The organism is Oenococcus alcoholitolerans (assembly GCF_051852995.1).
GTDB classification, from domain to species: domain Bacteria; phylum Bacillota; class Bacilli; order Lactobacillales; family Lactobacillaceae; genus Oenococcus; species Oenococcus alcoholitolerans.
In genome coordinates, this window is sequence record NZ_CP176042.1 from 1,225,447 (window position 1) to 1,246,076 (window position 20,630).

18 protein-coding genes are annotated in these 20,630 nt (G+C 37.3%); 8 read left to right on the forward strand and 10 right to left on the reverse strand.

Going from position 1 to position 20,630, the window contains the following annotated elements:
* Positions 1 to 127 precede the first annotated feature (127 nt).
* From ACKP2L_RS06815 to ACKP2L_RS06830, 4 genes are read right to left on the reverse strand one after another with little or no spacing between them, the layout of a single operon-like run.
* Positions 128 to 967 (reverse strand): carbohydrate ABC transporter permease, encoded by an 840-nt coding sequence (locus tag ACKP2L_RS06815; protein ID WP_439425105.1) that lies wholly within the window; start codon positions 965 to 967, stop codon positions 128 to 130.
* The gene (locus ACKP2L_RS06820) at positions 964 to 1,824 is read right to left on the reverse strand and encodes a carbohydrate ABC transporter permease (RefSeq protein WP_439425106.1); all 861 of its coding nucleotides are present in this window, start codon (positions 1,822 to 1,824) and stop codon (positions 964 to 966) included. The genes ACKP2L_RS06815 and ACKP2L_RS06820 overlap by 4 nt, the downstream gene beginning before the upstream one ends.
* Positions 1,824 to 3,074 (reverse strand): ABC transporter substrate-binding protein, encoded by a 1,251-nt coding sequence (locus ACKP2L_RS06825; protein ID WP_439425107.1) that lies wholly within the window; start codon positions 3,072 to 3,074, stop codon positions 1,824 to 1,826. Before ACKP2L_RS06825 ends, ACKP2L_RS06820 begins: the two co-directional genes overlap by 1 nt.
* Positions 3,061 to 4,725: a glycoside hydrolase family 13 protein gene (locus ACKP2L_RS06830; RefSeq protein WP_439425108.1), complete on the reverse strand. Its 1,665-nt coding sequence runs from the start codon at positions 4,723 to 4,725 to the stop codon at positions 3,061 to 3,063. The genes ACKP2L_RS06825 and ACKP2L_RS06830 overlap by 14 nt, the downstream gene beginning before the upstream one ends.
* A gap of 86 nt (positions 4,726 to 4,811) precedes the next feature.
* On the opposite strand from ACKP2L_RS06830, the gene ACKP2L_RS06835 reads away from it, so the two are divergent.
* Complete coding sequence (locus ACKP2L_RS06835) at positions 4,812 to 5,699, forward strand: AraC family transcriptional regulator (RefSeq protein ID WP_439425109.1); 888 nt, start codon at positions 4,812 to 4,814, stop codon at positions 5,697 to 5,699.
* Here ACKP2L_RS06835 and ACKP2L_RS06840 read toward each other — a convergent pair whose 3' ends face one another.
* Positions 5,700 to 6,749: a Gfo/Idh/MocA family protein gene (locus ACKP2L_RS06840; RefSeq protein ID WP_439425110.1), complete on the reverse strand. Its 1,050-nt coding sequence runs from the start codon at positions 6,747 to 6,749 to the stop codon at positions 5,700 to 5,702. It abuts the gene before it with no gap.
* Between the two features lie 128 nt (positions 6,750 to 6,877).
* Between ACKP2L_RS06840 and ACKP2L_RS06845 the strand changes: the two genes are divergently transcribed.
* The 4 genes from ACKP2L_RS06845 (at position 6,878) to ACKP2L_RS06860 (ending at position 11,780) form a co-directional block, all read left to right on the forward strand.
* The gene (locus tag ACKP2L_RS06845; RefSeq protein ID WP_439425111.1) at positions 6,878 to 9,409 is read left to right on the forward strand and encodes an AAA family ATPase; all 2,532 of its coding nucleotides are present in this window, start codon (positions 6,878 to 6,880) and stop codon (positions 9,407 to 9,409) included.
* A 169-nt stretch (positions 9,410 to 9,578) separates the two neighbouring features.
* The gene (locus ACKP2L_RS06850) at positions 9,579 to 11,015 is read left to right on the forward strand and encodes a 6-phospho-beta-glucosidase (protein ID WP_439425112.1); all 1,437 of its coding nucleotides are present in this window, start codon (positions 9,579 to 9,581) and stop codon (positions 11,013 to 11,015) included.
* A gap of 89 nt (positions 11,016 to 11,104) precedes the next feature.
* On the forward strand, positions 11,105 to 11,425 hold the full coding sequence (locus ACKP2L_RS06855; protein ID WP_439426224.1) for a PTS sugar transporter subunit IIB: 321 nt from the start codon (positions 11,105 to 11,107) through the stop codon (positions 11,423 to 11,425).
* Between the two features lie 13 nt (positions 11,426 to 11,438).
* Positions 11,439 to 11,780, forward strand: coding sequence for a PTS lactose/cellobiose transporter subunit IIA (locus tag ACKP2L_RS06860; protein WP_439425113.1), 342 nt, complete (start codon positions 11,439 to 11,441; stop codon positions 11,778 to 11,780).
* 44 nt (positions 11,781 to 11,824) lie between these two features.
* Here ACKP2L_RS06860 and ACKP2L_RS06865 read toward each other — a convergent pair whose 3' ends face one another.
* Positions 11,825 to 12,856, reverse strand: coding sequence for an AraC family transcriptional regulator (locus tag ACKP2L_RS06865; protein WP_439425114.1), 1,032 nt, complete (start codon positions 12,854 to 12,856; stop codon positions 11,825 to 11,827).
* 81 nt (positions 12,857 to 12,937) lie between these two features.
* On the opposite strand from ACKP2L_RS06865, the gene ACKP2L_RS06870 reads away from it, so the two are divergent.
* The 3 genes from ACKP2L_RS06870 to ACKP2L_RS06880 all read left to right on the forward strand — a co-directional run bounded on the left by ACKP2L_RS06870 (position 12,938) and on the right by ACKP2L_RS06880 (position 16,483).
* On the forward strand, positions 12,938 to 14,224 hold the full coding sequence (locus ACKP2L_RS06870; protein ID WP_439425115.1) for a PTS sugar transporter subunit IIC: 1,287 nt from the start codon (positions 12,938 to 12,940) through the stop codon (positions 14,222 to 14,224).
* Positions 14,217 to 14,939 (forward strand): alpha-L-rhamnosidase N-terminal domain-containing protein, encoded by a 723-nt coding sequence (locus ACKP2L_RS06875; protein WP_439425116.1) that lies wholly within the window; start codon positions 14,217 to 14,219, stop codon positions 14,937 to 14,939. The genes ACKP2L_RS06870 and ACKP2L_RS06875 overlap by 8 nt, the downstream gene beginning before the upstream one ends.
* Positions 14,940 to 15,001: 62 nt before the next feature.
* Positions 15,002 to 16,483 carry an alpha-L-rhamnosidase-related protein gene (locus tag ACKP2L_RS06880; RefSeq protein ID WP_439425117.1) on the forward strand — a complete coding sequence of 494 codons (1,482 nt, stop codon included), beginning with the start codon at positions 15,002 to 15,004 and terminating at the stop codon, positions 16,481 to 16,483.
* 63 nt (positions 16,484 to 16,546) lie between these two features.
* Here the strand turns inward: ACKP2L_RS06880 and ACKP2L_RS06885 are convergent, their stop codons facing one another.
* Genes ACKP2L_RS06885 through ACKP2L_RS06900 form a run of 4 tightly spaced genes read right to left on the reverse strand, consistent with a single transcriptional unit; the run spans position 16,547 to position 20,622 of the window.
* Positions 16,547 to 16,741: a hypothetical protein gene (locus tag ACKP2L_RS06885; protein ID WP_439425118.1), complete on the reverse strand. Its 195-nt coding sequence runs from the start codon at positions 16,739 to 16,741 to the stop codon at positions 16,547 to 16,549.
* Between the two features lie 14 nt (positions 16,742 to 16,755).
* Entirely contained in the window at positions 16,756 to 18,084 is a 1,329-nt protein-coding gene (gene gtfB / locus ACKP2L_RS06890) for an accessory Sec system glycosylation chaperone GtfB (RefSeq protein ID WP_439425119.1), read from the reverse strand.
* Positions 18,077 to 19,594 carry an accessory Sec system glycosyltransferase GtfA gene (gtfA, locus tag ACKP2L_RS06895; RefSeq protein ID WP_439425120.1) on the reverse strand — a complete coding sequence of 506 codons (1,518 nt, stop codon included), beginning with the start codon at positions 19,592 to 19,594 and terminating at the stop codon, positions 18,077 to 18,079. The genes gtfB and gtfA overlap by 8 nt, the downstream gene beginning before the upstream one ends.
* A complete protein-coding gene (locus ACKP2L_RS06900) occupies positions 19,591 to 20,622 on the reverse strand; it encodes a sugar transferase (RefSeq protein ID WP_439425121.1) in 1,032 nt (343 codons plus the stop codon). The genes gtfA and ACKP2L_RS06900 overlap by 4 nt, the downstream gene beginning before the upstream one ends.
* Between the last annotated feature and the right edge of the window lie 8 nt (positions 20,623 to 20,630).

Sequence of the window (20,630 nt, forward strand, 5' to 3'; positions counted from 1 at the left end):
ATTTTCCTTTCCATTTATATAAATTAAACAATATTAAAAAATAGTAAAGTTTTTCAACATTTTGGCAACTAAATTGAAAAAATCCGAATAAAAAACCGGCTTTTCAGCCGGTTTTATGATCTATAAATTATTTAACAGCACCGTTGACCACACCACTGATAATTTGCTTTTGAGCGAACAGATAAAAAATCAGAATCGGCAACGAAGCTAAAATATAAGATGCAAAGGCTAAATTATAATTCGTCCCGAACTGGGATTGGAAGACCAACTGAGCCATCGGCAAGGTAACTTGAGAATTTCCATTGCCGCTTAACACAACTAATGGTAAAAGCAGATCATTCCACGACGCTAATGCAGTAAGAATAGCAACCGTCGCATGCATCGGCTTTAATAAAGGAAAAATAACTTTCCAAAAAATCTGCCAACTGCTTGCTCCGTCAAGATATGCAGCCTCATCAAGACTCTCTGGAATACTTTTCAAATAACCGACATACAATAGTACGCTCATTGACATCTGAAATACCAGATACATAAGGACCATACCAAACTTATTATCGATTCGCAAAAATGATAACTGTTTTACCAGTGGAAGCATGAGCATTGAAAAAGGTACAAACATCGCACTGACCAAATAGTAATAGCTCCAACGATAAAAACGTTTTTTCATGTTGCGGGCTATCGCATAAGAAATGATCGAAGTGCACAAAACGACTACCACCACACTGCAGACCGTTATTACAAAGGAATTAAGCGCCGTTTGGAAAAAGTTGGTGGTCTCTATCGCTTGACTAAAGTTATTAAAATGGAATCGGCGAGGAAGACTAAGAAAACTAAGAACATTTCCGCCCATTTCAGAAGGGCTTTTAAGAGAGATATTGATCGCCATATATAAAGGGATAAAAATCAAGATCGAAAGTAACGCAACTAATATCGTCGTATACCAATTAAATTTGATTTTAGCTTTCATAGCTGTACCTCCCTCTTATTAAGAACCTTCAATTGCAGTACTGAAATTATTACAATAATAATGAAATAAATAACCGAATTAGCACTCTGATAACCGAACTGGTTTCCATTCAATCCTTTTTGATATATGAGCATAGATATAGATGTGGTTGCCGAAGCCGGCCCGCCCGCAGTTAAGGACATGATCTGATCGAATACCATTAAGAAATTACGCATACTTACGACTAAATTTATTGTAAAAAATGGTGCCAATAGAGGAAAAGTTAAGCGCCAAAATGTATTCCAACTGCTGCTGCCGTCCATCTTTGCGGCTTCATAAATATCTTCCGGAATAGTTTGAAGGCCAGAGATGTAAATCAAAACATTAAAGGCTATCGACTGCCATGCAACTGTTATAACTATTCCGATCCACGCATGGCTGGTACTTCCGAGAATACTTGAAGAAAGAAAATTCCAACCGATGCTGCGGCCAAAAGAAGGAATTATGAAGGTGAATATATAGTTAAATATATAGCCGACTATCAAACCGCCAAGAATATACGGGAAGAAGTAAACACCGCGAAAGAAGGTTTTAAATTTAAGATTGGAATTGAGCAATAACGCCAAGGCCAATCCCAAAATATTAACTGCTATAGTTGTTACGATCGCAAATTTAAAAGTGAATAAATACGATGATAAAACGCTTCCGTCGGTAAAAAGACGTATATAATTGTCAAAACCGATAAAATTAAAACTGCCAAATCCCTTCGAATTCGTCAAACTATAAACAAAACCAGTTAGAAGCGGTACCGTATCGAACAAAAAGAATATTAGTAAAAAAGGCACCGTCATCAATAAAAATATTTTCTTCCTTGCCATTAGTCGTTTCCTCCTTGCGGTCCGAGAATTATCTTCAATCCTGAATCAAGTTGATGTACAAAACTCCGCGGCCGGCTCTTGTTGACCAGATAGCTTTGAAGCAAGCTGTTTACATCTAATTCAGTCGGATACATATATTGAGGCGCCATAACTATATAGCCTCTTTTTAAATTATTTTTAACATCTGCCAGATCACTTGGAAAACTATTATTGTTCCTCAAAGTCGGTACAGCGTATTGTTCTTTTAGATAGGTGCTGTAGGCATTTTTAGAAATAAGGAATTCCAATAGTTTTTTAGTTGCAGCGTAATGGTGTGTCTGTTTGGAAATAGAAAATACAAGGTCAACACCGGAGACGCTGCGGCTAGGTCTGTCGTTTGCAGCCGGAAATGGAAACATTCCTAATTGGATTTTGGGATTCGCTTGTTTGATAGCCGAAATAGCCCAATTGCCTTGAAGATACATGTAACTTTTTCCTTGAGCAAAAGCACTGGTCGCATCATTGTAGTTATACGAAAATACATCTCCTTGCGAATATTTGCTTAACTCTTTCATTCGTTCAAGCGGCAAATTATATTGTTTATCATATTTCCCGATATTGTTATTACTGATAACAAAGGCTTTAGGATTCATTAAATTGGCAGCCAGCGGTCCGAAAGATGATTGAATGGTCCAGTCATCTTTGTAACCCATATAAAAAGGTGTTTTCCCTTGACTCTTTAGGCTTTTACTCAAAGCGATCAGCTGATCCCAGGTCTTTGGTATTTGCAGATGATCTTTAGCAAACAACTGTTTGTTATATAAAACACCCGAAACATTCGCTACATAAGGTACACCGTAAATTTTGTTATCATTTTGCAGATATTGCATACTTTTGATATAACTTGGTGAGAATTTTTTTATCAAGCTGTCATTCGACAGATCGGCGAAAATGTTTGATTTTGCATAATCAACGTAGTACTGTTCGCCGCCTAGACCGATCAGATCAGGAGCTTTTCCCTTCACCATCCGAGTCTTCAATACTGTATAAGCATCACCCGGTGCTGATAATTCAACATGGATATTAGGATTCTGCTTCTCAAATCGATCGACCAGCTGGCGAAAAGTGCCGCCCGCTTCAGGTTTAAATTCAAAAAGTTCGATATTGATTTTTCTTTTAGGAGACTCGCTTTTTGAAAAGAAAGACCAAGCAGCCAGCATGATCACTAATATGACGATCAGCCAAATGAAAATTTTTTTATTTTTGATCATTTTGTCTACCTTCTTTATCTAAAAGATAAATGAACGACTCGAATGGTCTAATATTCGGATCAGAAAATAACTCCTTTTTACTGCGATCAGAATAATTAGCTATTAAAATGTCCTTTTCATTCTTGGGAAGAAATTTATTTTCTAATACGTATCGTTTTTCAGAAAAATTAGCTACGACTAAAAGCCGCCTATCATCTTTGAATCGTTCATAAAAGAATAAACTGTCATTTTCGCCGTCAAGCATTTTGAAATCGCCGTCAAAAAATAACGTTTCTTGTTTCCTTATTTTTATCAATCTGCGGTAGTAGTTGAGCAAAGAAGTATTATCATTTATTTCTCGTTGAACATTGACAGTTTTAAAATTTGGATTAACAGCCAGCCACGGCTTTCCATTTGAGAATCCCGCGTACTGGTCATTTGACCATTGAAAAGGAGTTCGAGCATTGTCTCTGCTATTATCGGCAAGCCGTTTAACGATCTCTTCCGGTCCAAGTCCTTGCTTTGCAAATTTCCCGGCAAAATTTAAACTTTCAATATCACGGAACTGATCGACTCTTTGCCAAGGAAAATTGCTCATTCCTATTTCATCGCCTTGATAAATATAAGGAGTTCCCTGAAGACCGAACAAAAAGGTTGCCAGCATTGAAGCACTTAAAAACCTATATCCAGAAGTTTCGCTGCCAAAACGAGAAACCAAGCGCGGGAAATCATGGCTGCCTAAAAATTGGCCGCTCCATCCTTTAAAAAATAAACCCTTTTGCCAATGATCGACTAATTTTTTTAACTTTATGATCGGAAATTCTTTTTTTATCCAATCATCGCTCCTAACGCCATCTAAATTCATGAATTCAAATTGGAAGACCATATCGAGTTCGCCTGTTTTAAAATCGGTATATCTTCTGCTGCTTTTAAGATCGGCAGCACCGGTTTCGCCGACTGTGATGATCGAATTGTCCTGACCATAACTATTTTTCTTTAATTCATTTAAATACTTATGCGTGAGTTCGATATCCGTTTCTACTATCGGATTCAGTTTTTTGCCAATATAGTCAATAGCATCAAAGCGGAAACCCGCTACCCCTTTTTTGATCCAGTAATTGACAACATCAGCTAATTTTTTTCTGACCAAAGGCTCAGACCAATTCAAATCGGGTTGTTTTTTGTCGAATGTATGATAATAATATTGTTTTCTCAAATCATCGAATTGCCAAACATCTCCGCCAAAAAAAGCCTCCTTGCCCTTAGGAGCGCGACCGTCAACACCATCTTTCCAAATATAAAAATCTGTGTACGGATATTCTCTTGCACGAGATTTTTGAAACCAATCATGCTGATCGGAAGTATGATTAAAAACCATATCCAGCATGATCGATATATTTTTAGAATGAGCGCTATCAATTAATTTTTCCAAATCGCTTTCGCTGCCGAACTCAGGATTTATTTCATAGTAATTTGAAACATCATAACCATTATCGCGATTAGGAGATTTAAAGATCGGCGTCAGCCAGAGCATGGTCACACCCAAGCAGGCTAAATAATCCATTTGGCTTCTTATACCATTCAAATCACCAATCCCGTCATTATTGCTGTCTTTAAAACTCCGGGGATATATTTGATATATGACCTGTTTTCTTAATTTTTCTGGTAACATCTATAAAATCCTTCCTGACTTAAAGTCTATTTGATTATGTAAGCGTTTTCTATTAGAATATAAAGGAAAAATAACAGAATATTGACATGGAAAGACTGACACAACAATTAAAAGACAAGCAGATCCATGGAAACATCCAAGAACCTTTAGCTGTTTACAATCAAATATATTTAGAAGGCAGGCTTGCAGTCCCCTATCATTGGCACGAACATTGGGAATGGATCTGGTTAGAAAAGGGAGAATTAAGTTTCACAATCGACGAGAAAAAGACCATCGTCAAAGAAAATGAAATGGTCTTCATTTCTGGTCGTATTTTGCATGAAATAAGATCTATTGCTGGAATTCCTTCGATACATCACGCACTGGTTTTTATGCCGGAAATTATCGAATCAAATTATCCGGATCAAGTTACAAGCGAAATTATAAAACCCTTAATACAGCACAAATTAGATTTTAAAAGGATCGTTGATGATAAAAAAGATCATCAATTAATAAAAATAATGAAAAAGATAATCGATATCGATCTATCGAATGATCCGCAAAAATATATGGAAATAAAAATAAATATATTAAAAATGCTTTCTGAATTATGCAGACAAAAATTGATCATCAGAACAAAAACTACGGGACAAACTGATAAAAGAGATGATTTATACCGGGCTGTCAGCTACATTCAACAAAACTTTAATAAAAAGATAAATGTTGATCAATTAGCCGGTCTTAGCAAACTTTCCAAGGAATATTTCATCCGCAGTTTCAAACTCAAATATGATTTGACTCCTGTGGAATACATCAATAATTACAGAATATATCAAGCCGGGAAAATACTAAAAAAAGGTCAACAAAATGTTACAGAAGTTGCCCTTTCTTGCGGTTTTCCCAATATCAGCTATTTTATTTTGTTATTCAAAAAACAATTTTCGGTCACGCCGAAAAAATATCAGCAAAAATTTAACGATAAAATAATTAAATGATCAGCTGCCGATGACCGCCTCTTTACCGGTTTTGCTTGATTCTATGGCCGCAAAGACCGTCTGCATGGAAGGCAGGATCTTTTCGGCATCCAAAATAGAGGGACGCTTTTTGATAACAGCATCGACAAACTCATTGATCACCCCTGAATCCTTGATCGAAAAAACTTTTTGCAGATCTTCTTGACTGTAGAGATCCTTGCTGCCGTCAGCCGAAAATAGTTCGATCGGGTAAGCAGGATCATCGTAAATTTTGAGTACGCCCCTGTCGCCGTAAATAGTCGTCGCGTTATCGATCGGACCATAATTTGTCCAGCTTACATTGATACTGCCGATAGTGCCGTTAGCTAATTGCAAGATAGCAAAAGCATTATCGTCAACATCGATCAATTTTCCACGGCTGTCTCTTTTGTCAAGGGTCGCAGTTTTCGCCTCAACCTTAACTGCCGGAGATGAGAGCAAATATTGGATCAGATCGATCTTGTGAATGCCTAAATCAAAAATGGCGCCAAAACTTGACCTTTTTTTATCAAAAAACCAAGTATCCGGTCCTCCTTGAATGCTCCAATTTTCTGGTCCGCTATGACTAAAACTGCTTTTAAAAGTTAAAACATCGCCTATCTTTTTCTCTTCGATCAATTTTTTGGCCATCAAATGAGCAGCATCCAGACGCTGATTTTGTGCGATCAAAAGACGACGGCCGTTTTGTTCAGCACTGGCGATCATTCTTGTGCTTTCTTTGAGATCGACTGCCATCGGTTTTTCACAGAGAACATCTTTGCCGGCTTCAAGGGCATCGATAGATATTTGCGCATGAGCTGAATTAGCCAAGCAAACGCTGACGATATCGATCTCAGGATCAGCGAGCAACTGTTCGATACTTGAATATACTTTGCCGCCATAATGTTCAGCCATTTTTTCAGCTCGGCTGGTCGTGCCATTGAAATAACCGGCCAAACGGACTCGAGGATCGGCTGCATATTCAGGAATGTGGCGTGTTTGGGCTATTTTACCAGTACCGATCACAGCTGCACTCAAAAAATCTTTAGACATATTATCTCCTTTATTTTAGATTGTATATTAAGAGCGCTTTCATTTCTAATAAAAATAATCTTTTCAACTGCTGAATATAAGTGTTAAGTTTTTCATAGAGTGCAAAGAATAGATATTGGGGTAAAAATATGCAAGAAATCAACCAAACAGAACATATTGAGGTCAGAGGCGGAAAAGTACATAATTTAAAAAATATTGATCTTGATATCCCCCTGCATAGATTCGTGGCCGTTTCAGGGTTATCCGGATCAGGAAAAAGCTCTCTAGCAATGGGCATTTTATACGCCGAAGGATCACGAAGGTATTTAGAGGCTCTTTCAACATATACAAGAAGGCGGATCGGTCAAACCAAACGTTCGCAAGTGCAGGAAGTCAAACACATTCCATCGGCGATCGCCTTAGGCCAGCGGCCAAACGTACCTTCAGAAAGATCGACAGTAGGTTCGATGAGCGAGATCTTCAATGCCGTCAGATTGATTTTTTCAAGGCTGGGATCAACAGTCTGCCCTAACGGCCATCGATTAAGACCCAGTTTGAAAATTGCTCAATCAATGGATCTGCCCGGCGGAGAAAACAGCCGCATGGGGATCATCAAGTGCCCGGTCTGCGGAGTAGAATTTATGGCTAAGTCGGCAGAAGATTTTGCCTTTAATTCAGCCGGTGCTTGTCCTAAATGCCACGGCACAGGACAAATTCGTCAACTAGACGAAAGCAAATTGATAGGTGACCAAAGCAAGAGCCTTGATCAAGGAGTTGTAGAATCCTGGCATCTGCCGGGCCGCAATTTTATGCCGACGGTCGCCGCAACTTTAGGCGTAAGAACTGATGTCCCCTATAGAGACCTGACTCAAAAAGAAAAAAACATCATTTTACATGGTGAAAAGAAACAATATCCGGTCGATTTTCGAACTTCAACAGGAAGAGTTTTTCACACGGACAAAACACTTTACGAGAACGCTTATCAGGCAGTCTATGATTCGTTGAAGACCTCAAAAAGTCAACGCGCATTGAACAAGATCAATAATTTTTTTCATTTGTCGATCTGCCCATTATGCCACGGTTCCCGGCTTAACCCTGATTTGATGAATCAACTGGTCGCCGGGAAAAATATCGCACAAGTATCTGATCTTCCTTTAGGACGATTGCCGGTTTGGATCGATCGATGCAAAGAAGAGCTGCCGGCAGAAATGAAAAATATGGCCGACATTTTATTCAAAAATCTGACTGACAACCTTCGTCCGCTCTTAGAGTTGGGTCTTGATTACCTAACTCTTGCAAGAAATGGTAATAGCCTTTCAACCGGTGAATTGCAGCGAATAAAATTAGCACGGACCCTTAGAACGGAAACGACCGGTGTTCTCTATGTTTTAGACGAACCCTCGATCGGACTGCATCCGGATAACGTCAAGGGACTGATAAACATTTTCAAAGCTTTGATAAAACAGGGAAATTCATTGGTGGTCGTTGATCACGATGTCGATATAATCCAAGCAGCTGATTGGGTCATCGAAATCGGCCCGGGTTCAGGAGATCAAGGCGGTCAAATAATCGCTCAGGGAAAGCCGGCTCAGCTGGTGAAAAATAAAAGATCCCTGATCGGTCCGTTCATAGCCGGCAGCGCACCGATCATCCATGAAAAAGTCCAAACTAAAAATCAAGACCAAAAATATACCCGTATAGAGATCGGCGATTATTTCAACTTGCATCAGGTAACAACAGCGATCCCCGAAAACGAAATAACGGCCGTTACGGGATTCTCGTGCGCCGGCAAGACCAGTCTGATTTTGGATAGTTTAGTCCCGGCGATCAAAGCAAAACAACTAGGAATAAACCCGCCTAAGCAAGTTAAAAATCTGCAGACGCAGCTAAAAAATGTCGTCAGTGTCGATTCCAAACCGATCGGAAAAAATGCCCGTTCTACCTTGGCAACTTATACGACCATCATGGACAATTTAAGACGCATCTTTGCAGATCAGCCAGAAGCAAAAAACAAAAAATATGACATCTCATACTTTTCCTATAACAATAAGCAAGGTGCTTGTCCTCACTGCGGCGGCTTGGGCTCGATATCATTAGATATTCAATATTTACCGGATATCGAAGAAACCTGTCCATATTGCAAAGGTAAAAGATTCAACGATGATATCCAAAAAATAAAATGGCAGGGTCATAGTATCGTTGACATATTGGACTTATCGGTTAAAGACGCTTTGCCGGTCTTTAAAAATATTCCCAATATCGAACGACAGTTGAAACTACTTGACGAGATCGGTTTAAATTATATCCATCTCGGCGAAAGTACTCCTAAACTATCAGGCGGCGAAGCTCAAAGATTGAAACTCGTCAATCATCTAAACAAAACTCAGGATAAAACACTATTCGTTTTTGACGAGCCATCGGTAGGACTGCATCCAAAAGACATTCAGACGCTGCTGGGCGTTTTGAACCAGCTAAAAGAAAAAGGTGCGACCATCATAATCATTACTCATGATCTGGATTTAATGGCCAACGCCGACTACTTGATCGATCTCGGACCTAAAGGCGGCAACAACGGCGGTAAAATCGTCGCGACCGGTGATCCAATAGCTTTGGCCAAAGACCCAACGAGTTTGACGACAGATTATTTGAATCGTCATCTAAAAAAATTTGCTTTGATTTGACTCAAACAAACAAAAAATCGCTCAGATATCCTAAATAAAACGGTTCTGGCCCAAATTACCAATCGATCAAGAGCTTATCGACATGAAAAGACCAGTATTTTATAATTAATTTGTGCTTTAATGTGTAAGCGCTAACGGTAAAAAGTGTTTCAAGAAAGGCTGAGTATAAATGACTGAAAATGGGTTTCCAAAAGGATTTCTTTGGGGCGGCGCGGTCGCTGCTCATCAATTAGAAGGGGCTTGGCAAGAAGGCGGCAAAGGCGTCAGTATCGCTGACGTTATGACAGCTGGAAGCAACGGTGTCGAAAGGAAGATCACTGATGGCGTCGTTGCCGGTGAAAATTATCCTAATCACGAAGCGATAGATTTTTATCATCGTTACAAAGACGATATAAAATTGTTTGCTGAAATGGGTTTCAAATCCTTTAGGACCAGCATCGCTTGGACAAGGATCTTTCCAAACGGCGATGATCAAAAAGCAAACGAAGCCGGACTGAGCTTCTATGATGATCTCTTTGATGAATGCCTGAAATACGGCATAGAGCCGGTCGTAACTTTATCGCACTTTGAAATGCCCTTCCATTTGGTAAAAGAGTACAACGGTTTTGCAAATAGAAAAACGATCGATTTTTATTTGCGTTTTGCAAAAACCGTTTTCAAACGCTACAAGAATAAAGTCAGGTACTGGATGACTTTTAATGAGATAGACAATCAAAGCGACTTTAACAATCAGTTTCTCATGGCCACTAATTCCGGCATCCTATTGACTGATCCGGAAAGCAACGAACGAAACATGTATCAGGCTGCCCATTACGAATTAGTTGCCAGTGCTTTGGCGGTTAAAGAAGGCAAAAAAATAAATCCTGATTTCAAAATCGGTGCGATGATCAATTACACACCGATCTACCCGGCAAGTTCAGATCCGGCTGATATATTATTAGCTCAAAAGGCTGCCCAAAAACGCAATTGGTTTTCTGATGTCCAAGCCTGGGGAGAATATCCTAAAGCGATCGAAAGCTACATCGAAAGAAAAGGCTTCAGGCCCGACATTACCGCTGAAGATAGGGTCGTACTCAAAGAAGGCACGGTCGATTACATCGGTTTCAGTTATTATCAATCAGCAACTGTTTCGGCTAAAAAAAATGACGCCGATAATATAAGCGATCCAGCCGAAGTGATCGTTAAAAACCCCGATCTGAAAGAAAGCCAGTGGGGATGGCCGATCGATCCAAGCGGTTTGCGTTTAGGCTTGAACACATTGACAGACCGTTATCATTTGCCTCTTTTTATCGTCGAAAATGGTCTGGGAGCTAAAGATGACCTGACAGATGACAAAAAAATCCACGATCAGTACAGGATCGATTATCTAAAAGCTCATCTGCAAGCGGTCAAAAAAGCGATCGAGTTAGACGGTGTCGATCTGATCGGTTATACCAGCTGGGGTTGTATCGACTTGGTCTCAGCCGGTACCGGCCAGATGTCCAAGCGCTATGGCTTTATCTATGTCGATAAAAATGACGACGGCAGCGGCAGCTTGAACAGATACAAAAAAGATTCATTTTACTGGTATCAAAAAGTCATCCAAACAAACGGAGCTGAACTCTAATAGTTGTAAATGAAGCTATATCAAAATGTAAGCGTTTACTTTATAATAGATATAGATAAATGGAGATTTATCTAATGGAGGAAAATAAAATGGCCGAAAAAACGATCATGCTCTGCTGTGCGGCGGGAATGAGTACCAGCATGCTGGTTGCGCGGATGCAAAAAGCTGCGCAAAGCCAGGGCAAAGATTATGAGATTTTTGCAACTTCAGCAGCAGAATTCAATGAAAGTCTTGAGAAAAGCAAGGTCGATGTCGTTCTATTGGGACCTCAGGTTCGTTACATGGAAAATGATTTTAAAAAGATCCTTGAACCAAAGCACATCCCGATCGACATCATCGACATGCAGGCTTATGGACTGATGAACGGTGAAAAAGTCCTTGAACAGGCTGAAGGACTAGCAAAAGTATAAACTGGAGAAAAATATGGCAGAAACAGTAAAGAATGACGAGGAAAAAGAATTACAAACAACGATGGGCTTGATCATAAATGCCGGCAACGCCAAGGCATATGCAGTGCAAGCGATCGACAGTGCTAAAAAAGGCGATTTTGATGATGCAAGAGAAAAACTTAAGCAGGCTCAAAAATCCCTTGGTGAAGCACACAACTCTCAAACTGATATGCTGACAAAAGAGGCTCGCGGCGAGCACGCCAAAGTCAGTTTGTTGATGGTTCATGGACAAGACCATTTGATGACAGCAATAACCTTTTGCGATTTAGCAGCTGATTTCGTTGATCTTTATGAAACGATCAGTAAAAAGGGCTAACAAAAATAAAACCTCCTTCTAATTTTTATAAAAGGAGGTTTTTATTACATAGTAAAATTTTTTTTCCTGAATTTAGATGGTGTTTGTTTTGTTTCTTTCTCAAAATTTTTATAAAAAATCGTAATATTAGAAAATCCTACCTTACGCGCTATTGAATCTATTGACAGATTCAAATCTCTTAATAAGACTTTTGCCTGCTTAATACGATAAATATTAACCAACTGTTTAAACGTATTACCCGTATACCTATGAATTGTTTTACTTACATATGATGGATTATAGTTTGTTAATCTGCAAAATTCGTTGAGTTTTCCACTTTGATAATTTTTTTTAATATATTTAAAAACAAGCACCAATAATTTTTGTATTTGCATGCTAGCTACAGAAAAATTAGCATTTGTGCTTTTGATTCGGCTGAGTTTTATTAAAAGAATAATTATGAAACGATCAATTAGATTATCGGATTCGCTCCAAAAATCAAAATTTTCACATAAAATGTCCTCTATGACTGCCCTTATTTCCAAATCTGTTTTATAAAGCAAATAATGTGTGTGGCTAAACTGTTTCGACATCATTTCTGTCAAAAAAACCGAAAGGACGTTTCGATTATGATCATTATGGCTGTCTAAATCAATATCCTTAAAAAAAGAATCAGCAAGGATTATATTAATGCCCAGATCTCTTTCGCTGGTAGAAGCAACACTATGAGGAACGTACTTATCAAATATAACCAAATCATTTTGATTCAAAACTATTTTCTCTCCCTCAACAAAAAAGGTCATTTGTCCATAGAAAACATAGGTTAATACAACATAATGATAAATATGGTAAGGGATGATCGGGCTGTTTCTTTTATGAAGTTGAATCAAATGATTGGCACCGCCAAAAATTCTATTGTTATTAAATACAAAAATTTTACCCCCGCCGTAAGGTGCAGATGGATATTTTTCTTCAAAATGTTTTTTTATTTCTAATTCATTACTATGGCTAAAAGTGAAATCTTTGTGTAATAATTTGTCAACTAAAAGTCTATCTATATTTGCCTCCAAAAACAAAAAAACGATAAAAACTAACACAATAACGGTTATTGTGTAAGCGCTTTCTGTGACGTTATTATATCACTGTAGAAAGGGTATAGAAAGAAGACTAAAAAACCTATGAAATCTTTATTGAACAATTTCCAAAATAGTTTAGGCAAATTATCAATAGCATTTAATAAAAATATATACATAAATGCAATCAAAGACGGCATGCTGGCATACATGCCCTTTACCGTAATAACTTCAGTATTTTTAATAATTGGAAACTTTCCGATTCCACAAGTAAATAAGTGGCTTGCATCCCTTTTTAATTTAAGCGTACTAGAGTGGCAAAATCGTCTAGGCATCGTTAACGATGCAAGCCTCGGAGTTGGAGGATTACTAGTCTTAATCGCTGTTTCCCGAAATTTAGCAGATAAAATGAAAATCAACGGGATGCAGGTAACTTTAACATCGTTAGTAAGCTTTCTCGCAATAACACCTTACAACAAAAATAAGGGGTTAAATTTTCTTGATGTGTCTACAATAGGCGCACAATCAATTTTTTTAGCAATAATAGTCGCTATACTAGTTTGCATTATTTATAGATGGATAGACAAAAAAGGAATAAAAATAAAAATGCCTGACTCAGTTCCACCAGCTGTTTCATCTCCCTTTGAGTCTCTAATTCCATCCTTTGTGGTTATTTCCATTTTTTGGATCTTAAGAATATTACTAGATACTTTTGTTAAACAAAGTGCGCTGAGTTTGATAAATATAATTTTAGGAACCCCGCTAAAAGCTATGGGCGGTTCTCTGATTGGCATAATAGTCGTTAAAATTTTTGGGCAGCTGCTTTGGTTCTTCGGTATACACGGGGATTCAATCGTAAACGGTGTTATGACACCAATATTCCAAGTTTTGCAGGATGAAAACAAGAACGCCAGTTTAGCAGGAAAGATCGTTCCAAATATAATATCACAAAGTTTTTGGGATGGATTTGCAAGTATTGGTGTAATAGGATCAATTTTTGCAATAGTAATAATTGCTAAAAGCAAACAGTATAAACAAATGAAAAAAATTGCCGCGATACCATACTTATTCAATATTGGCGAACCAACATTATTTGGTATTCCTTTAATGCTGAATGTAAGTTATTTTATACCATTAGTTTTTAGTAATACCGTATCAATAATAGTTTCTTATCTCGCGTTTTATTGGCACTTAGTTCCACTACCAACGGGTTTAGTACAGGTTCCATGGACAACTCCGATAGTAATAAGCGGATATCTGGTAACCGGAAGTGTGTCAGGGTCAATACTGCAGCTTATATGTTTCATACTTGTAGTCTTAATTTGGATACCGTTCGTGAAAATCGAAGATAATAACATTTATAAAAAGGAAAATAAGCAACAAAATGGATAACAAAACTACACTACACGTTTTTAAAGGCAAATGGATACACGATCATCCTTTCGATTATGGAAAAGATGACAAATTATACTACAAAAAAAATCCCGATCCTATCTTTAAGAAAAAATTCAACATATCAAAAAAATCATCAATTAAATTGTCAATAGCATGTTTAGGTTTTTATTTAATAAAAATAAATAATCAGCGTTTAAATAATTACGAACTGAATAATGACTGGACCGATTATTCAAAAAAAATATATTACGATACTTATGAAATCCAAAATCTTTTAAAAATAGGAGAAAACGAAATAGAAGTAGAGTTAGGGAACGGAATGTACAATCCTTCCCCTTTGCGCCTATTTGGGAAATATAATCTTAGAGAAAAATTAAATTCTATAGGTGATCCCAAATTTGTATTAGATATTTATTATTCAAACGATAAAAATAATTTGATCTTAAAGACCGATTCAACATGGATAACAAAACAAGGCGCTTTGGTCACGAATAATTTATATTTGGGAGAATTTTTAGATTTAAGTTCTAAACGTGATGGTTGGCATCTTGTTGAATCTGATACTTTATCTCAAAAAGATAAGAACAATTTTCAGCAAAGCTTTATACCTAAAATAAAAAAATTTAAAACATTATCGCCAAAAAGAATTTTTCATTATAAAAACGGAATAATTTTCGATTTTGGTGAAGTTATAAGCGGTTTTTTAAAATAGTATTTCTTAGCGATGAGAAAAAAAATATAAAAATATCATACAGTGAATCATTTGAAAACAGAATGATTTATGAAACTAGTTACGCAGGAGGAGTAGGTTATATACCTAAAGATGGCGGTCCTGGAGCACCAAAAGAAGCGAGGCAAAAAGATAAGATATTATCAACTGAAGGTGAAAATTTTTTTGAAAATAAATTCTGCTATCATTCTTTTAGATTTGCGTTTTTAGAAAATTGTGATTTAAGTAAAATAAAAAAAGTGCAAGCTACCTATGTTCACACAGATCTTAAGATTATTGGACATTTCAATAGTTCGAACGAAAAATTAAACAAATTGTTTGATTCTGCTATGCGAACAAAATTAAATAACGTACATGGCATCTTTGAGGATTGCGCAAGAGAACGATTAGATTACGGAGGAGACATAGTTGCCTTGGCAAATTCCAATCTCTACACTTTTGACTTAAACTCCTTTTACAAAAAAATAATAGGAGATTTTAACAGTCAACAAACCAAAGACGGAGGATTTCCAGAAACAGCCCCCTATATGGGAATTCAAACAAATGGGACTGGTGAAAAAGAAGGTCCTCTACTATGGCAACTTGCCGTACCTTATATGTTGATTAAACATTATCAATTTTATGGAGAAATAGATTTACTGAAATCCAACTATAAAAACGTAAAAAAGCAAGTTGACTATTTGTTATCAAAAAAAATAGATTGGCTTGCTGATAGATGTATAGGCGACCATGGCAGTATTTTAATTGAAGATTTTTACAGTTCAAGTCCAGACAAGTTGTTTGTAGGTTACTGCAGTATTTTATTGTTTATTAAATCAGTACAAAAAATATCCAAAATTATTGGTAAAGAAAACGATTATCGCTATTACTCTAAAAAGCTAAAAGAAAACAAAAGAATAGTTGAAGGAAAATTTTCTAATAAAATCAACAGTAGTAATATGTCACAATCCGGCTTAATTTTTGCATTATTAGCAAATTTGGGTACAAAAAAAATCCTTGCCAAACGATTATCGTCCAAAATAAAAGAAGACGGAGGAATATTTACTACTGGAATCTTCGGAATGGCAGCTGAATACCATTTCTTACACGAATTCAATCAAGACAAAAAGGTTTTAAATTGGTTAGAAAGAGAAGAGAAACCAAGTTTTCTTAATATGCTCGCAAGCGGCAACAAAACGCTGTCAGAATTATTTATTGGAAAAAATTATTCATTAAATCACGCAATGTTCAGCAGCTATATATATTGGTTTTATCAAGCACTAGGCGGAATTGAAATAGATGATGATGCAAAAGGTTGTTCCAAAATTAAAATTAAACCCTTTTTTGACAAAAGAGTGGCAAACGTAAGTATAGATTTAAACACGGTTAAAGGTAAAATATCAAGCACAACTTATATAAAAGACAACAAGATGCATTATCTTGCAAAAATTCCAAAGAAAATCAAATACCAATTAGATTTACCTAAAAATGCTGAAGTTGAAATTAAAGAACAAGAACAGTTAACAGAGATTAAAATTTCCTATTAAATTAAATAAATTAAAACAAAACCCTGATTCTTAAATCGGGGGGTTTATTTGAAAAAAATACCATTAAAAAGCTTGGATAAAAGCATAAACTATCCCCACCAAGATCAATATTAAGATCGACCAATTGATCGTTTTTTGAAAAAGACCATTATCCTTCTCGTCCTTTTCATCATTCTGCTTATAGCGGATGTCTTTCAAGTCATGTTCAATTTTTGAATCCATTAAACTATGGTGTTCTTTTTTTGGATATTTATTCATATCTAATACTCATTTTAATTTAATATTTTTTGATAATCACCAGGTACTGATCCGGCCTTCTTTTTCCGCTGGGCTCCAAGCAGATCAGAAAAGGTATTGGGATCTTCGATCGTTTTAGAAATATCTTCGACCATTTTATTTACTTCTGCATTAGCGTAGATAAACTGGTCAAGCAGATAAGATCGATCATGACAAGTTCCTTCAAAAGCAAAGATCAGTTGATCTTGTAAAAATGCTTGGCGGACGGCCGCAACTATTTCTGAACCGTGATTTATATCTAGATAGAGATCGTTATCCTGCCACAATCTTTTGATCGTCATCGGTCCGGCATTAGGAAAAAGGCGCACATTTTTATAATTGGCCATCCCCATTAACTTAGGCGACATTTCTGTCAGTGCTGCGATCGAAAAGACGACCTCGGGCAGCGAGACGACAAGTTCTTTCAGATTTTGGATCTGATCGGAGTCTGTTAAGATCAGAGCTTTGGGTCGATGCAGATTTTCCCGAGTTTGCGGATAGATAAAACTCAAATACTCTATTTTTTCTTTACCGTGACCCTGATAATTTTTTTGCATAAAATCATAATCATCACGATTTTGAAAAACTATTTTTTTAGTCCGCTGCTGATCATCGTTCAATATTACCTGCATGTTCCCCGGAATCGCACCATTTTGAAGTTTTTCCTGCCAAAAAAGTGTATCAGCCCCGCTAACATCAAGGCCATAAGAAAACAGCATCGGTGTTGATAGAGAATTATAGACGATCTTATCCAACGGAGTTTTGCTGGCAGCAAAATAAAAATCAAGAAAATCAGTCTTTGAATCAAAAATCATGGTTTTGCCGTGCCAATCAAGGATCAAATTAGCAGTTTGATGGTTTTCAGTTATTACTTCCCGACCATCCCCGTCAAAATAACTGGTAAAAATTTCTTGTCCGTCAGCCGCGCAGACCGTTTGCGAAAAACGAAAACCGCAGCGATTATAAAAGTCGATCGATCGCCTCTTGCCCTGGCGATCCAGCCAAGTCACGCTTTTAACTATTCGATGCAAAGCTAATGGCCGATAATATTCGATATTGGCTCTTTTAATATCTTCATCATAAACAGCAGCGCTTTCATTATCAGCTTTTATTTCCCATTGATCAGGCACTTTCAGCTGGTAAAAACTTTTCGGCAAACCAGTTCGGTTATAAGAACCGGTAAAAAAAGAGTAAGGCGATTGAAATCCTTCCGGCAAAAAACCATCATCATTAACGACGATCGTTTTGTTTTTATAACCAGCCGCTGTTAAAGAATGATATAGATCCAAACTGCCGGAATCACACGAATCAAATAAATTAATCATTTAAAGACCTCAATAACTTATCCCATTTTTTTTCGACCCTGCTGGTCAAAAAATCCTCGGCTGCTGCATAAGAGTGCTGGCTGAATTCTGCAAAATCGCATTTGCTGAAAAAGTAAACGATCGTTTTAGCGACGATATCGAGATCGTAATGCTGCTCATTGGGGCGATCTGATTTTATCAGAAAACCATTTTCACCATTATCGATAAATGTTTGATTACCATAGCGGACATCAAAACCAATGATCGGCAAACCAGAACCGACAGCTTCCAGCAAGGTAAGACCAAAACCTTCACTAGTTGATGTCGAGAGATACAATTGATATTTTTGATAAAGGTCAGACAGATCCTGATGACCCAACAGCCTTATATAATCACTGGCATGCAGCTTATCGATCAATTTTTTCAAGTCAGCCATTTGGCTACCGCCGCCATATATATCAAAAGTTATTTGCGGCAGTTTTTTATGAGCAGTAACGACACTCTCGATCGCCCAGTCGATATGTTTTTCATCAGCTAATCTTGAGGCAGTTATGATCGAAAATGGTTTTCTGATACTATCATCCAAAGGCTTCTTCAACTGATCGATACTGCCGACCGGTATATCAAAAACTTTTCCGTCAATACCCTCATATTTTTTTAATTGTGCTGTTAGTATCTCTTTTTGCCGTGCGGTCGCGACGATAAAAAAGTCGATTTGGTCAGCTTTTTCAAATTGATATTCATAAAAATTGTTCCAAAGGATATAGTTGTCATCAGTCATATTTTCACTGAAATGTTCTGCGTGAACAACGACTCCGACCTTGGAGCGGCAGCGAGCAGAAGCTTTTAAAATTTGCTGAGCCATGTTCGTACCGCGATCGACTATCAAAACATCATCTTCAGATAAAGCCAAGCGATCCAAAAAATAATCTAGCAAAGCCTGTTCTGAATAGATGATCTTATTAGGAAATCTGAAAATAACCTGCTGTCCGTCGATGATCTGCTGATAAGACAAGCTTCCGTCTTGATCAAAAAAATGACGTGCATATAAGTGAGCTTGATTATCTTTAGGAGCAAAATATTCCGACATGAAGCGTTTGTTTATGTAGTAATCTTTACGGATCAATTTCCCTTTTGAAACAAATTCTGCTCTTTGAACGATATTATTGCTTCCCGCTTTTAAGTAGGCAGTGACCATCCGCTGTTTTTTATCAAAAAAATACCTGATAATATCGCCATCTTTTTCTTGACGATCGAAATCATCAGAAAAACTATTGACAAGATCATGAGTAGTGTAAGTCGTTGGAGCAATTTTAAAATCAGTGAAATACAGATACAGCCAGATGACCTCATTATCCAAAAAACCGATATTACTAGTAAAATACTCAATATTTTCATTCAAGATCATTTCTGTGAAAACAAATTTGGCATCTTTTTTTAATTTACGGAAAACGTTGGCACGGTAAGCTTGAGCGTATTCAACACCGCTGCTGGCCCAGCCGATACCCAGATTAAAATTATAAATAGTCATTTGCTTTGCTCCAATAATGATTTGCCGATCGCTTCTAAAAGAATTTTTTTGGTAAAGTAGCCGGTTTTGATAAGTTTCGAAAAATTCTTGACGTGGTCTGCTAAATCATCATAATCTTGAACCGTCATATTAGATACGATGTCATTTGCCTGCTCCAAAGTTGAAGCAGCGATCCCTAGATGGTTGCTTTGGATCAAGCTTCGATCAGATATGCTTTTCGGAACTATCACTGGCAGGCCGGCAGCCAGGTAACTGCTGAGCTTATAAGAAACATTCATTGAGAGATAGCGCTGCTCATCTTGGTTAGGTATTTTTTGGCTCCAAACAAGACCAAATCCCTTGTCCATCATATCGAGCATTTGCCAATCATTTTGCCAGCCGAGAAAATGTGTGCGGGGATATTTTTCATGATCAAAACCATCCGGTTCAGCGTCGAATACTGATAAGTCATTATCATGATCCCATTCTTTAACAAAGGGAAAACGGGTAGAATTGCCGGCAAAAAAAATCGTCTTGGAAAATTGAGGCCGCTTGTATTTCTTTTGAGTCGGGTGATCCCAAAAATTCTGAAAGATAATTTTACTCAGAGGAATTTTAAGCCCATCATCAGTCAAAGCTACTGCCATCGTTTGACTCGGCAAAATCAAAACGTCGGCTAAATTGAGCAGATCGATATATCCTTTAGTAAGATAGCTGTTATTTTCAAACATATAAGGAATGAAATCATGAACGAAAATAACTAATTTCAAGTCATTATAGACCCTTGCTTTTTCGATAAAAGCCCGATCGAACTCGATCCCGTTCCAGCTGGGCATTTGAAAAACCAGCAGATCACCAAAGCCTAAGCTGGCAAACATACCATCGATCCGTTTGCTTAGTTCACTAGCAGTATCGCTTTTGACCGGATAAGAATAAATACCTATCTCTTTAAAACCGATCTGACGAGCCTGATCGCAAACCATGTTCTGAGCTATCAAAGCGGTACTTCGTTCAGATTGGCCGTATAAATTAGTAATATGAAAATTCATAAATCTCC

Coding starts and splice junctions, on each gene's coding strand:
- ACKP2L_RS06815 (WP_439425105.1), bottom strand. CDS start 967: ATGAAAGCTAAAATCAAATTTAATTGGTATACGACGATATTAGTTGCG.
- ACKP2L_RS06820 (WP_439425106.1), bottom strand. CDS start 1,824: ATGGCAAGGAAGAAAATATTTTTATTGATGACGGTGCCTTTTTTACTA.
- ACKP2L_RS06825 (WP_439425107.1), bottom strand. CDS start 3,074: ATGATCAAAAATAAAAAAATTTTCATTTGGCTGATCGTCATATTAGTG.
- ACKP2L_RS06830 (WP_439425108.1), bottom strand. CDS start 4,725: ATGTTACCAGAAAAATTAAGAAAACAGGTCATATATCAAATATATCCC.
- ACKP2L_RS06835 (WP_439425109.1), top strand. CDS start 4,812: ATGGAAAGACTGACACAACAATTAAAAGACAAGCAGATCCATGGAAAC.
- ACKP2L_RS06840 (WP_439425110.1), bottom strand. CDS start 6,749: ATGTCTAAAGATTTTTTGAGTGCAGCTGTGATCGGTACTGGTAAAATA.
- ACKP2L_RS06845 (WP_439425111.1), top strand. CDS start 6,878: ATGCAAGAAATCAACCAAACAGAACATATTGAGGTCAGAGGCGGAAAA.
- ACKP2L_RS06850 (WP_439425112.1), top strand. CDS start 9,579: ATGACTGAAAATGGGTTTCCAAAAGGATTTCTTTGGGGCGGCGCGGTC.
- ACKP2L_RS06855 (WP_439426224.1), top strand. CDS start 11,105: ATGGCCGAAAAAACGATCATGCTCTGCTGTGCGGCGGGAATGAGTACC.
- ACKP2L_RS06860 (WP_439425113.1), top strand. CDS start 11,439: ATGGCAGAAACAGTAAAGAATGACGAGGAAAAAGAATTACAAACAACG.
- ACKP2L_RS06870 (WP_439425115.1), top strand. CDS start 12,938: ATGAAATCTTTATTGAACAATTTCCAAAATAGTTTAGGCAAATTATCA.
- ACKP2L_RS06875 (WP_439425116.1), top strand. CDS start 14,217: ATGGATAACAAAACTACACTACACGTTTTTAAAGGCAAATGGATACAC.
- ACKP2L_RS06880 (WP_439425117.1), top strand. CDS start 15,002: ATGATTTATGAAACTAGTTACGCAGGAGGAGTAGGTTATATACCTAAA.
- ACKP2L_RS06885 (WP_439425118.1), bottom strand. CDS start 16,741: ATGAATAAATATCCAAAAAAAGAACACCATAGTTTAATGGATTCAAAA.
- gtfB (WP_439425119.1), bottom strand. CDS start 18,084: ATGATTAATTTATTTGATTCGTGTGATTCCGGCAGTTTGGATCTATAT.
- gtfA (WP_439425120.1), bottom strand. CDS start 19,594: ATGACTATTTATAATTTTAATCTGGGTATCGGCTGGGCCAGCAGCGGT.
- ACKP2L_RS06900 (WP_439425121.1), bottom strand. CDS start 20,622: ATGAATTTTCATATTACTAATTTATACGGCCAATCTGAACGAAGTACC.